At 72.8% G+C, this 12,206-nt stretch carries 12 protein-coding genes; 6 read left to right on the plus strand and 6 right to left on the minus strand.

From position 1 onward, the window contains the following. Window positions 1–12: 12 nt before the first annotated feature. Together TOK_RS07260 and TOK_RS07265 are read left to right on the plus strand one after the other, a co-directional pair. Entirely contained in the window at window positions 13–1,605 is a 1,593-nt protein-coding gene (locus TOK_RS07260; RefSeq protein ID WP_253258238.1) for an FAD-binding oxidoreductase, read from the plus strand. Then, a complete protein-coding gene (locus TOK_RS07265; protein ID WP_098957034.1) occupies window positions 1,602–2,462 on the plus strand; it encodes a diacylglycerol kinase family protein in 861 nt (286 codons plus the stop codon). The genes TOK_RS07260 and TOK_RS07265 overlap by 4 nt, the downstream gene beginning before the upstream one ends. Here the strand turns inward: TOK_RS07265 and TOK_RS07270 are convergent. Next, window positions 2,384–3,403 (minus strand): acyl-CoA desaturase, encoded by a 1,020-nt coding sequence (locus TOK_RS07270; RefSeq protein ID WP_098957035.1) that lies wholly within the window; start codon window positions 3,401–3,403, stop codon window positions 2,384–2,386. The genes TOK_RS07265 and TOK_RS07270 overlap by 79 nt on opposite strands. Window positions 3,404–3,691: 288 nt before the next feature. After that, window positions 3,692–5,605 (minus strand): asparagine synthase (glutamine-hydrolyzing), encoded by a 1,914-nt coding sequence (gene asnB, locus TOK_RS07275; protein ID WP_098957036.1) that lies wholly within the window; start codon window positions 5,603–5,605, stop codon window positions 3,692–3,694. Between the two features lie 185 nt (window positions 5,606–5,790). Here asnB and TOK_RS07280 point away from each other — a divergent pair, with 185 nt between their 5' ends. Continuing rightward, the gene (locus tag TOK_RS07280; protein WP_098957037.1) at window positions 5,791–6,738 is read left to right on the plus strand and encodes a cytochrome c oxidase subunit II; all 948 of its coding nucleotides are present in this window, start codon (window positions 5,791–5,793) and stop codon (window positions 6,736–6,738) included. A gap of 19 nt (window positions 6,739–6,757) precedes the next feature. After that, window positions 6,758–7,156 (plus strand): cytochrome c oxidase subunit 4, encoded by a 399-nt coding sequence (locus TOK_RS07285; protein ID WP_098957038.1) that lies wholly within the window; start codon window positions 6,758–6,760, stop codon window positions 7,154–7,156. Window positions 7,157–7,256: 100 nt separating this feature from the next. On the opposite strand, the gene TOK_RS07290 is transcribed toward TOK_RS07285, so the two are convergent. Both TOK_RS07290 and TOK_RS07295 read right to left on the minus strand, forming a co-directional pair. Then, window positions 7,257–8,414 (minus strand): acyl-CoA dehydrogenase family protein, encoded by a 1,158-nt coding sequence (locus TOK_RS07290; RefSeq protein WP_098957039.1) that lies wholly within the window; start codon window positions 8,412–8,414, stop codon window positions 7,257–7,259. A 48-nt stretch (window positions 8,415–8,462) separates the two neighbouring features. After that, window positions 8,463–8,894, minus strand: coding sequence for a DUF2000 domain-containing protein (locus tag TOK_RS07295; protein ID WP_098957040.1), 432 nt, complete (start codon window positions 8,892–8,894; stop codon window positions 8,463–8,465). Between the two features lie 49 nt (window positions 8,895–8,943). Here TOK_RS07295 and TOK_RS07300 point away from each other — a divergent pair, with 49 nt between their 5' ends. Continuing rightward, complete coding sequence (locus tag TOK_RS07300) at window positions 8,944–9,744, plus strand: AraC family transcriptional regulator (RefSeq protein WP_253258239.1); 801 nt, start codon at window positions 8,944–8,946, stop codon at window positions 9,742–9,744. Window positions 9,745–9,980: 236 nt separating this feature from the next. Here the strand turns inward: TOK_RS07300 and TOK_RS07305 are convergent, their stop codons facing one another. Next, window positions 9,981–10,667 carry an O-methyltransferase gene (locus tag TOK_RS07305; protein ID WP_098957042.1) on the minus strand — a complete coding sequence of 229 codons (687 nt, stop codon included), beginning with the start codon at window positions 10,665–10,667 and terminating at the stop codon, window positions 9,981–9,983. A gap of 30 nt (window positions 10,668–10,697) precedes the next feature. On the opposite strand from TOK_RS07305, the gene TOK_RS07310 reads away from it, so the two are divergent. Continuing rightward, complete coding sequence (locus tag TOK_RS07310) at window positions 10,698–11,501, plus strand: enoyl-CoA hydratase/isomerase family protein (RefSeq protein ID WP_098957043.1); 804 nt, start codon at window positions 10,698–10,700, stop codon at window positions 11,499–11,501. A 6-nt stretch (window positions 11,502–11,507) separates the two neighbouring features. On the opposite strand, the gene TOK_RS07315 is transcribed toward TOK_RS07310, so the two are convergent. Continuing rightward, window positions 11,508–12,137 carry a hypothetical protein gene (locus TOK_RS07315; RefSeq protein WP_098957044.1) on the minus strand — a complete coding sequence of 210 codons (630 nt, stop codon included), beginning with the start codon at window positions 12,135–12,137 and terminating at the stop codon, window positions 11,508–11,510. Window positions 12,138–12,206 lie beyond the last annotated feature (69 nt).

Raw genomic sequence — 12,206 nt, forward strand, 5'->3', positions numbered from 1 at the left:
CACAGTGTAACGGTGAAGCCGCGTCGTCGCGACATGCTCTGGTCCGGGTGGGGCGACCCGGGTAAGGCCGTCACCCTGCCCCCTGCCGTGCTCACCCTGCTCGAACAGGCGCTGGGGGTGCAACCGGCCGAGCGGGCGCCCGTCCCGATCTCGCAGGTCCGGCTCCCCGACGCCGCGCTCGACCCGGCGGTCGCCGCCGAGCTCGCGATGTTCGTCGGCCCGCCCAACCTGCACACCCACCACGACGCCCGTGTCAAGCACGCCGCCGGCCGCTCCACCGCCGACCTGCTGCGGCTGCGCGCGGGCGAGGCCCCCGACGCGCCCGACGCCGTCGTGCTGCCCGGCAGCCACGCCGAGGTCGTCGGTGTTCTCGGCGCGTGCGCGCGCCGCCACGTCGCGGTCGTACCGTTCGCGGGCGGGACGTCGGTGGTAGGGGGGTTCGCCGCCCGCCGCGAGGGCTTCGGCGGTCTCGTCGCGCTCGACGTGCGGCGGCTGACGGGGCTCGTCTCGCTCGACACGGAGTCGCTCACCGCGACGTTCCGTGCCGGTACGTCGGCCGTCGAGGCCGAGGAGCTGCTGGGCGCCAAGGGGTTCACCCTCGGGCACTTCCCGCAGTCGTACCAGTACGCGCGCCTCGGCGGGTTCGCGGCGACGCGGTCGGCGGGCCAGGCGTCGGCGGGCTACGGGCGGTTCGACGAGATGGTCCTCGCGCTCACCGTCGCCACCCCGGAGGGTGTCCTGGAGCTGGGCCGCGGGCCCGCGTCGGCGGCCGGGCCCGACCTGCGCCAGCTCGTCCTCGGCTCGGAGGGTGCGTTCGGCGTCATCACCGAGCTGACCCTGCGCGTGCACCCGGCGCCGGAACGGTCGCTCTACCAGGGCTGGCGGTTCTCCTCGTTCGCCGAGGGTGTCACCGCTGTGCGCGAGCTGGCCCAGCGCGGCCCGCTGCCGACGGTGCTGCGGCTGTCGGACGAGGCCGAGACCGGCGTCGACGCCGTCCTGCACAGCCGGGAGGCCGGTGGCTGCCTGGTGATCGCCGGGTACGACGGCTTCCCCGGCGGGACCGGGGCCGACGCGCTCGCCGCTGCCGGAGCCGACGCGCTCGCGTCCGCGGGCGGCGCCCGGCTCGACGACGCGATCGGCGAGGGGTGGGCCGAAGCCCGGTTCGACGCCCCCTACCTGCGCGACGCGCTGCTCGGCGCCGGCGCGATCGCGGAGACGCTGGAGACGGCGACGTCGTGGTCGAACCTGGTGGCGCTCAAGGAGTCCGTCTCCGCGGCACTGACGGCGGCGCTGTCCGTCCACGGCACCCCGCCGCTGGTCATGTGCCACGTCTCGCACGTCTACCCGACGGGTGCGTCGCTCTACTTCACCGTCGTCGCCAAGGCGGCGGATGATCCCGTCGCCCAGTGGGCGGCGGCGAAGACCGCGGCCACCGACGCGATCGTCGACGGCGGCGGCACGCTCACCCACCACCACGGCGTGGGTGCCGAGCACCGGCCGTGGCTGGAGCGCGAGATCGGGCCGCTGGGCGTCGAGGTGCTGCGCGCGGTCAAGGCCCGGCTCGACCCCACCGGCATCCTCAACCCCGGCGTGCTCGTGCCGTGAGTGCGTTCACCGCGGTCGTCAACCCGGCCGCGGGGCGCGGCGCCGGGGCCAGGGTCGCGGCCGAGCTGGTCGCGGCGATGCCACACGGGAGCGTCGAGGTCGTCGCCGGTCGCGACGGCGCGCACGCCGGGGAGCTCGCCGCAGCCGCCGCCGCGGCGGGACGCACCGTGCTCGCCGTCGGCGGCGACGGGCACACCGGCGCGGTGGCGGGCGCCGTCGCTGCGGCCGGTGGGCTGCTGGGCATCGTGCCCGTCGGCCGCGGCAACGACTTCGCCCGCCAGCTCGGCCTGCCCAGCGCGGTCCCCGCGGTCGCCGAGGTGCTGCGCGGAGGGCGGGAGCGGGTCGTCGACGTCATCGACGCCGCCGGGCGCACCGTGCTGGGCAGCGTCTACACGGGTGTCGACTCGGCAGCCTCGGAGATCGTGGCCGCCCGCCCGCGGGTGCCGGCCGGGGCCGTCTACCGGTACGCGGCCGTGCGGGCGCTGCTCACGACGCGGCCCGCGGGCTTCCGGCTGACCCTCGACGGCGTCGAATGGGCCGCGCGGGGCTGGTCGGTCGTCGTCGCCAACTCGGGGTGGTACGGCGCGGGGATGCACATCGTCCCGTCGGCCGAGGTCGACGACGGGCTGCTCGACGTCCTGATGATCCGCGACTCGTCACGCTGGGCGCTGATCGCGGCGCTGCGCGAGGTCTACGACGGATCGCACATCGCGCGGCCCGACATCGAGGTGCGCCGGGCGCGGACGGTCGAGATCGTCGTCGACCGCCCGCTGCCGGTTCACGCCGACGGTGAGCCGCTGGCCTCCGGGTCGGTGACGGTCTCGGTGCGGCCGGCGGTGCTGCGGGTGCTCGCCTGAACACCGAGCCGCTCCAGGCGCCTTGGCGTCGGCCAGCGCACCGCCGTCGCCCAGCCGAGCTTCTCGAAGCCGCGGATCAGCAGCGCCGACAGGTCGACCTGCCCGCGCTTCACCCCGTGCCGCGCGCACGTCGGGTCGGCGTGGTGCAGGTTGTGCCACGACTCGCCGAACGACACGATCGCCAGCCACCAGACGTTGACGGAGCGGTCGCGGGCGGCGAAGGGCCGGTCGCCCCACATGTGGCAGATCGAGTTGATCGACCAGGTCACGTGGTGCAGCAGCGCGACGCGGACGAGACCGCCCCAGAACAGCGCCGTCAGCGCACCGGTCAGCGACCACGTCACCAGTCCGCCGATGACGCCGGGCAGTGCCAGCGACGCGACGGCCAGCGGCAGGAACGCCCGGTCGACGCGGACGATGTCGCGGTCGGCGAGCAGGTCCGGTGCGAAGCGGGCGGCGTTGGTGCGGTCGCGGTCGAACAACCAGCCGACGTGCGCGTGCCACATCCCGCGGGCCAGCGCGCGCGGCCCGGTCCCGAACGCCCACGGGGAGTGCGGATCACCGGCCTTGTCGGAGTAGGCGTGGTGCCGGCGGTGGTCGGCGACCCATGAGGTGACACTTCCCTGCAGCGCCAGGCTCCCCGCGATCGCCAGCGCGATCCGCAGCAGCCGGTTCGCCTTGAACGACCCGTGTGTGAAGTAGCGGTGGAACCCCGCGGTCACCCCGAGCCCGCTCACGACGTAGAAGGCCGCGGCGATCGCGATGTCGGTGACCGAGAGGCCCCAGCCCCACGCGAGCGGGACCGCGGCGGCGAGCGCGAGCAGTGGCACGACGACGAAGGTGAGGACGAGGCCCTGCTCGAGTCCGCCTCGGCGGCCGTCGGTCAGCGGCTGCGGGGAGCGTGCCGGAGGTGGAAGGGTGGACGTCGCGGAAGGCGTCATGCCCCCAGTCCACCCGGTCAGGCGCCCCGGGGGAGGCCGGGGGGCCCGCCTTCACAGGGTATGGATAACCGGAGTCGGACGTGTCGTCCGCGTCACACCAGGTCGAGCTCCCACTCCGTCCACGCGTCGTACGGGCCGGCGTTCCAGGTGTCGACGGCTGACGTCGAACCAGGCCCGCAGACCGGCCTCGTCGTCGACCCGGGTGAGCTCGAGGCCCGGGACCGCTGTCATGTCCGTCACGATCCTGCGGTCGTGCCCGGTCCGTCCACCGGGTTTTCCGGCCTCCGCTCAGAGCAGGACGGGGTACGCGGGCTCGGGGATCTCGGGGCGGATGCGGTCCTCGACGAAGATGCCGTGCCAGATCAGGAACACGAGCAGCGTCCAGATCCGGCGGCTGTGGTCGATCGGGCCCTCGCGGTGCGCGTCGATCATCCGGGACACGGCGGCCAGGTCGACGAGGTGGTCGGCCTGCGAGTCGCGGACGATGTCGCGCGCCCAGCCGTACATCTCGTCGCGCAGCCAGTGCCGGATCGGCACCGGGAACCCCAGCTTGCGACGGTTCAGCACGTGCGCGGGCACGATGCCCTCCAGCGACCGCCGCAGCGCGTACTTCGTCGTCCCGGTCCGGTCGGTGCCCGTGACCTTCTCCGAGCGGGGGATGCCCGAGGCCAGCGCGAACACCTCGGGATCGAGGAACGGCACCCGCAGCTCCAGCGAGTTCGCCATGGTCATCTTGTCGGCCTTGACCAGGATGTCGCCGCGCAGCCACGTGAACAGGTCGACGTGCTGCATCCGCGCCACCGGGTCCCAGCCCGCCGACTCCGCGTAGTGCGCGGCGGTGACGTCGGTGTGGCTGCGGCGCGGGTCGTACCGGCGCAGCACCCCGGCCAGCTGGTCGTCGCGGAAGATGCGGGCGTTGCCGTAGTAGCGACGCTCCATCGGCAGCGCCCCCCGGCGCAGCAGGTCCTTGCCGCGCATGCCCTCCGGCAGCCGCGCCGACGCCTTGCCCAGCAAACCCCGCAGCGCGCCCGGCACCCGCTCGAACGGCGCCAGCGACAGCGGCTCGCGGTAGATCGTGTAGCCGCCGAACAGCTCGTCGGCGCCCTCGCCCGACAGCACGACCTTCACGTGCCGGCGCGCCTCCCTGGCGATGAACCACAACGGCACCAGCGCCGGGTCGGCCACCGGGTCGTCGAGATACCAGACGATCAACGGCAGCGCGTCCATCATCTCGCCGGGCTTCACCGTCCGGACGACGTGGCGCACCCCGATCGCCGCCGCCGACTCCGCCGCGACGTCGACCTCCGAGTAGCCCTCGCGCTCGAACCCGGTGGTGAACGTGATCAGGTCCGGGTTGTGCTCCTTGGCCAGCGCCGCGATGGCCGTCGAGTCGATGCCGCCGGACAGGAACGCGCCGACCGTCACATCGGCACGCATGTGCTTGGCGACGGAGTCGCGCAGCGTCGCGGCGATCCGCGCGTGCAGAGCCGGGCCGGTGCCCGCGCCCGAGTGGAACGACGGCGTGAAGTAGCGCTCCACGTCGGGCTCGGCCCCGGGGCGGACCGTGACGTGCGTGCCGGACTCGACGCGGCGGATCGCCCGGTGCAGCGAGCCGGGCTCCGGCGCGTACTGCAGCGTCAGGTAGTGCTGCAGCGCGACCGGGTCGAGGTCGTCGGTCAGGCCGAGCGTGCCCAGCAGTTCCACCAGGCACTTCTTCTCGCTCGCGAACGCCGTGCCCACCGGGCCCGTCGCCACGTAGAGGGGCTTGATCCCGAACGGGTCGCGCGCGCAGAACAGCACCCGCTCCTGCGCATCCCAGATCAGGAAGGCGAACATGCCGCGAAGCCGCGACACCGCCGCCGGCCCCCAGTGGTGGTAAGCGGCGACGATCGCCTCCGTGTCGCCCGCAGTGGCGAACGTCGCACCGTGATTCTCCGCCAGCTCCGCGCGCAGCTCCACGTAGTTGTAGATCTCGCCGTTGAAGACGATCGTGTAGCGCCCGTCGGCGTAGTGCAGCGGCTGGTGCGAGTGCTCCACGTCGATGATCGACAGCCGGTTGAACCCGAACACCGCGTCGGCATCGTGCCAGGTCCCGCTCTCGTCGGGACCCCGATGGCGCATGCAGCGCAACGCGTCCGAGATCGGTCCGGTCCGGTCGGCGGCGTCGGCCCCGGCGGTCAGCAGTCCCAGCAGTCCGCACATGGCGAGCCAGTATGGCCACCCCCTCCGAGGGCGATGACGGCAACACCCGGGAGGCGTTCGAGAGGGCCGCTCGGTTAGTCTCTACGCCTGGTCGAAGAACGCGCGTCCGACGAGCGGGTTCGGCGGCATGTCCGGCCTGGTCAGGGCCGGTACGCAGCAGAACGAGAGGCAGGAGGCGGCGAGCAGTGGGCCGAGCACAGCAGGAGGCCACGGGCCGCCGCTCCGGATGGCGCCGCGCGGCGAAGCTGGCCGTTCTCGCGGCCGTCGTCATCCCTCTCACGACGGGCTGCTCCGTCGACGAGGTCCTGCGCTTCGGATGGCCCGAGGGCGTCACGCCCCAGGCCCACTCGATGCGCACGCTGTGGACCTGGTCGGCCATCGCCGCACTGATCGTCGGTGTGATCACCTGGGGCGTCATGTTCTGGGCGGTCGCCTTCCACCGCAAGAAGAAGGGCGACGACGGCAGCGCCCCTCGCCAGACCCAGTACAACCTGCCCGTCGAGATCGTCTTCACCGTGATCCCGACGATCATCGTCGCCGTCCTCTTCGGCTTCACCGTCAACGTCCAGAACTACGTGGACGTGAAGAACGACGCACCGCAGGAGAAGGTCCAGGTCACCGCGTTCCAGTGGAACTGGCAGTTCGACGTCGACAACAAGCGGGGCGGCACGGTCGAGTCGCTCGGCACGTCGAGCACCATCCCGATCCTGGTCCTGCCGACCGACCGCAGCATCGAGTTCACGATCTCGTCGAAGGACGTCATCCACAGCTTCTGGGTGCCGGAGTTCCTCTTCAAGCGTGACGTCTTCCCGATGCCGGAGAAGAACGACACCGACAACGTCTTCGTCATCGACAAGATCGACCGGACGGGTGCCTTCGTCGGCCGCTGCGCCGAGCTGTGCGGGTCGTACCACTCGCAGATGAACTTCGAGGTCCGCGCGCTCCCGCCGAACCTGTACGACGCCTACATGTCGATGCGTTCCGCGAACGCCGACATGACGGTGGCCCAGGCGTTGCAGCAGCTGCAGTCCCAGGGCTGCGACGCGACGTTGTGCGCGCCGCAGGCCACCACGACCTACCCGTTCAGCACCGACCGGACCCTGAAGTCCGCGTCGGAGCCCCAGAACAGCTGACCGGAGCCGAGGAGTCCCCGTGAAGGTCGAATCCCGAATCTTCGAGATCTGCACCGGCTTCTTCTTCGTGGCGGCGATCGTCTACACGATCGTCACCCGTGAAGCCGTCGGCATCGCCTGCCTGTTCCTCACCGCCGGCCTGTCGCTGATCATCGGCACGTACTTCAGGTTCGTGTCGCGGCGCCTGGAGACGCGTCCGGAGGACAACCCCGACGCCGAGGTGTCCGACGGCGCCGGCGACGTCGGCTTCTTCTCGCCCGGCAGCTACTGGCCCATCGGACTGGCCGGCTCCGCCGCGCTCGTCGGCATCGCGCTGGCGTTCTTCTACGTGTGGCTGCTCGTCATCGCCGCGGTGCTGCTGCTGTTCACCATCGGTGGCCTCGTGTTCGAGTACCACATCCGCCCCGCGGACCACTGAGCTCTGCTGCTTCGCACCGGCCCGGCGCCTTCTCGGCGCCGGGCCGCTGTGCGTTCAGGCCCTGGCCGGTCGGCCGTCGCGGTCCGGAACCGGACAGTGCTCATCCTCGCGCGGCGGCCCCCAGAGCGTCCCGCGCGATGATCACCTGCTGGATCTGGCTCGTTCCCTCGTAGATGCGGAACAGTCGTGCGTCCCGGTAGAAGCGTTCCACCGCGACCCCACGCATGTAGCCGGCGCCGCCGTGGACCTGTACGGCGCGGTCGGCCACCCGCCCCACCATCTCCGAGCAGAAGTACTTGGCCGCCGCCGGGCCCGCGACCTTGTCGGTCCCCGCGTCGAACGCCCGCGCCGCCTCCCGGACCAGCGCCCGGCCCGCGTGCAGGTCGGTCACCGAGTCGGCGACCATGCCCTGGACCAGCTGGAACGTCGCGATCGACTTCCCGCCCGCCTCCCGGCTCTTCGCGTACTCGACCGTCTCGTGCACCAGGCGCGCCGCCATCCCGACGCACACCGCCGCGATGTGCACCCGCCCGTGCGCCAGACACCTCGCCGCGATCCGGAAGCCGTTGTCGATCCCCGCGTCGCCGCCGACGACCGCGTCCGCCGGGACCCGCACGTCGTCGAGGTGGACGTCGGAGGTCCAGGCCCCGAACTGGCCCATCTTGTGGTCGCGCGGGCCCGTCGACAGGCCCTCGGTGCCCGCCGGGACCAGGAACGTCGAGATGCCGCGGTTGCCCGGCGCGTCCGGGTTCGTCCGCGCGAACACCATGATCACGTCGGCCACCGGGGCGTTCGTGATGTAGCGCTTCGACCCGTTGATCACCCAGCCGTCGCCGTCGCGACGCGCTGTGGTCGTGAGCGTCGAGGGGTCCGAACCCGCCTCCGCCTCCGTCAGCCCGAACGACGCGGTCACCTCGCCCGAGGCCAGCCGCGGCAGCCACGACTTCTTCTGCTGCTCGGTGCCACCCTCCATCAGGACGTGCCCGGCGATGCCGTTGTTGGTGCCGAACAACGAGCGCAACGCAGGCGTCGTCCAGCCGAGCTCCATCGCCATCTCGACCTCTTGGGCGACCGTCAGCCCCAGCCCGTCGTACTCCTCGGGGATCGTGAACCCGTAGAGCCCCATGCTCTTGCACTGCTCCACGATCCGGGCGGGGATCGCGTCGTCGGTGTCGATGCTCTCCTCGAGCGGCACGACCTCCTCGCGGACGAACTCCCGCACCGAGGCCAGCACATCGTCGAGATCCGAGGCGTCCACGTGAGTTGTTCTAACACCTTTCGCGGGCGGTGGCGGGGCACGCGGTGCTCAGGGGTGCATCCGCGCACCCTTCAGGATCTTGTCGACGGCGTTGCGCGGCCCGTGCACCGCCAGCCCGACGAGGTCGAGGTCCGCGGCGGCGACGGCCCGGACGGCGGCCCGGTTGTCCGCGTCGTTGCCCGTCGCGAACAGGTCCGCCGTGAACACCGCCAGCGGCATGCTGCGGCCGGCCGCGCGCTCCCGCGCCGCCGTCAGCACCTCCTTCGAGCCCTGCATCACCAGGATCGGCCGACCCAGCATCGGCAGGTAGGCGGTCCCGTCCGCGTCGGCGTACGGCTCGCCGACGAGCTCCGGAACCGCCGCCGTGACCGCGCCGGCCAGGAATGCGGTGACGTTGAGCGCCTGCCAGACCTCCAGGTCGTCGCGCAGCAGCACGGTGACCTTCGTCGGGAAGCGGACCGGGGTCGCGTCGTTCTCCATGGCCCCACGCTCGCCGGTCGCGGGCCGGTGCGTCTTGTACGTTTCTGACGTGGGCCTGCCCGCTCCCAAGACGACGACCGCGTGGCGCCCGGCGGTGCCCGGGGTCACCGAGGTCTTCCACGCGCGGTTCGTCGGCCACAGCTACCCGGCGCACACCCACGTCGCCTGGACGCTCCTGATCGTCGACGACGGCGCCGTCTGCTACGACCTCGACCGCCACGCCCACGGCGCGCTGCGCTCACAGGCCACCGTGCTGCCGCCGCACGTCCCCCACGACGGCCGCTCCGCCGGGCCCGGCGGTTTCCGCAAACGCGTGCTCTACCTCGAACCCGACGTCCTCGGGGAGGACCGCATCGGCGCCGCCGTCGACCGGCCCGCCCTCGACGACCGCCTGCTGCGGCTGCGCATCTCCCAGCTGCATCGGACGCTCGGGACGCCGGGGGAGGAGTTCGCCGCGCAGAGCCGGCTCACCCTGGTCCGGGACCGGCTCCGCGAGCACCTCACCGGCCGGGCCGGGACGTCCGGCGCCGTCCGCGACCCGGGCCTCGCCGCCCGCCTGCGCGATCTTCTCGACGCCTCCCTGCCCGTCGGCATCTCCCTCGACGAGGCCGCGGGCATCCTCGGCGCCGCGCCCAGCCATCTCGTGCGCGCCTTCGGTGCCACCTACGGCCTGCCGCCGCACCGCTACCTGACCGGGCGGCGCATCGACGACGCCCGCCGGCTGCTGCTCGACGGCATGGCTCCCGCCGAGGTCGCCACCGCCGCCGGGTTCTACGACCAGGCGCACCTGACCCGGCACTTCCGTCGCATGCTCGGCACGACCCCCGGCCGCTATCGCCGCCGTTCCTGACCGGTTCCCCAGGTGGGGCGACAGGGGGGCCGCGGCGCGCCGGACAGCAGAAGAACCGCGCCGTACTCCTCTCGACGGGCGGAACCCGGGTGTGTGCCGGGTCCGGCGGCCGTGGTGCGGGTCGACGCCCGGATCACGCCGCGGCCCACGGAACGCACCGAGTCCGGACACCGGACCGCTCGCGGCCGGGTGGACGCCGGTCCCGCATCGGGCCCGGCGTGTGCCGGGGGCGTTCCTCAGCCCTCGACGATGCCCAGCACGAAGCCGTCGTAACCCTTGGCGGCCACCGTCTGCACCATCGTCGCCGAGATCCGCGGATCGGCGGCGAGCGCGTCCGCGAGCCGCCGGGTGCCGAGAACCGCGGGGTCGTCGGCGGTCTCGTCGACGACCCGGCCGCCGCGCACCACGTTGTCGACGATCACCAGTGCTCCCGGCCGCGACAGCCGGATCGCGTGATCCAGGTACTCGGCGTTGGAGACCTTGTCGGCGTCGATGAACACCATGTCGAACGGTCCCCCGACGCCCGGCAACGTCTCCAGCGCCGGACCCAGCACGATCCGCACCCGGTCGCCGACCCCGGCCCGGTCCAGGTTGGCCCTGGCGACGTCGGCGTGCCTCGGCGAGACCTCGCACGTCACGACCTCGCCGTCGGCCGGCAGCGCCCGGGCCAGCCAGATCGTGCTGTATCCGCCCAGGGTGCCGACCTCCAGGATGCGCCGCGCCCCCGCCGACCGCGCGAGCAGGTGCAGCAGCTTCCCGAGCGCCGGGGTCACGTCGATCGGGGGCAGACCCGCCTCTGCGTTGGCGCGCAACGCCGCCGCCAGCGCCTCGTCGTCGCCGACCAACCGCTGCCCGTAGTAGTCGTCGACGCGGCTCCACACCTCGCCGTCGTTGCCGGCGCCGTCGTTCGTGTCGTCGCTCATGGACCCACCGTCTCACCTAGGGTGCGATGCATGTCGGATGCTTACGAGCGGTTCACCGCGGTGCGTGTCGACCGCCCCGAGGACGCGATCCTGCGGATCACCCTCGACGGGCCGAACCTCAACGCCGTCGGGCACGACGCCCACGGCCAGCTCGCCGACATCTGGCCGGTGATCGACCGCGACGACAGCGTCCGCGCCGTCCTCGTCCGCGGCGCGGGAAAGGCGTTCTCCGCGGGCGGTGCGTTCGACATGATCACCGACATGGTGTCGGACCCCGTCGTCCGCACCCGGGTGATGCGGGAGGCTCGCGACCTGGTCTACAACGTCATCAACTGCTCCAAGCCGGTGGTGTCCGCGATCCACGGACCGGCGGTCGGGGCGGGGCTCGCCGTGGCGCTGCTCGCCGACATCTCGGTCGCCGGGCGCACCGCGAAGATCGTCGACGGGCACACCCGCCTCGGCGTCGCCGCCGGCGACCACGCCGTGATCTGCTGGCCCCTGCTGTGCGGAATGGCGAAGGCCAAGTACTACCTCCTGACGTGCGACGCGTTGACCGGTGAGGAGGCCGAGAGGATCGGCCTGGTGTCGCTGTGTGTGGACGACGACCAGGTGCAGGACAAGGCGATGGAGGTCGCTCGCAAGCTCGTCGTGGGCTCGCCGAGCGCGGTGAGCCTCACGAAGATCGCCCTCAACAACTGGTACCGCACCGCAGGCCCCGCGTTCGACGCCTCCCTCGCGATGGAGTTCTACGGGTTCGGGCTGCCCGACGTGTCCGAAGGCGTTGCCGCGCACCGGGAGAAGCGCGCACCGAGGTTCACCGACGAGACTCGCTGACGCCCATCAGAGGTTGCCGACCGCGACCCGCGCGACCGCGACCGCGGCCTCGCGCGTGCGGGCCTCGGTGCCCAGTCCCTGGAGGGTGACGTCGATCGTCGAGCCGCCGGCCTGCACGAGCACCCCGCCCACGCCCTCGGGCAGGTCGGCGTCGCTGTAGAAGAACAGCGCGCGCTCGCCCAGCCCGGCGACCTCGTCCCCGGGGACCCCGACCGACCGCCGGGAGGCGGCGGCCTTCGCGTCGAACCGCGCACCGGGTTCGACGCCGACGCTCAGTCCCGTCCCGCCCGACCGGGCGGCGTCGAACGCGCACACCGACCTGCGCGCGCTCTCGGTGCCCATGCCGCCCGCCACGCGGAGCCCGGCTGCCGCGTTGATCTCGGCGACGGGGACGAGCGCGCAGGCCTTCTCGGCCCCTGCCGGGCGCACGACGTCGGCCGCGCTGTCCGGCGTCGACGTCGGACCCGCGACCGGTCCGGTCGTGGGTGCCGTGGTCACCGACGCGGCCGTGGTGCCGGGCCCCGCGGTGCCGCTGCACGCCGCGCCTGCGAGCAGGACCGGGACGGCGATCAGGACGGCGGTCAGGACGGGGACGAGCCGTGCACGGGACGGGAACCGGACGCTTCGGACAACCACCCGGCGACCGTAGCGGTGCGTGGTCGGCCGGGCACGGCGGGTCGGTCGCCGCGACCTCCGTGCGGGCTG

Source organism: Pseudonocardia sp. N23 (genome assembly GCF_002583555.1).
Lineage (GTDB): Bacteria > Actinomycetota > Actinomycetes > Mycobacteriales > Pseudonocardiaceae > Pseudonocardia.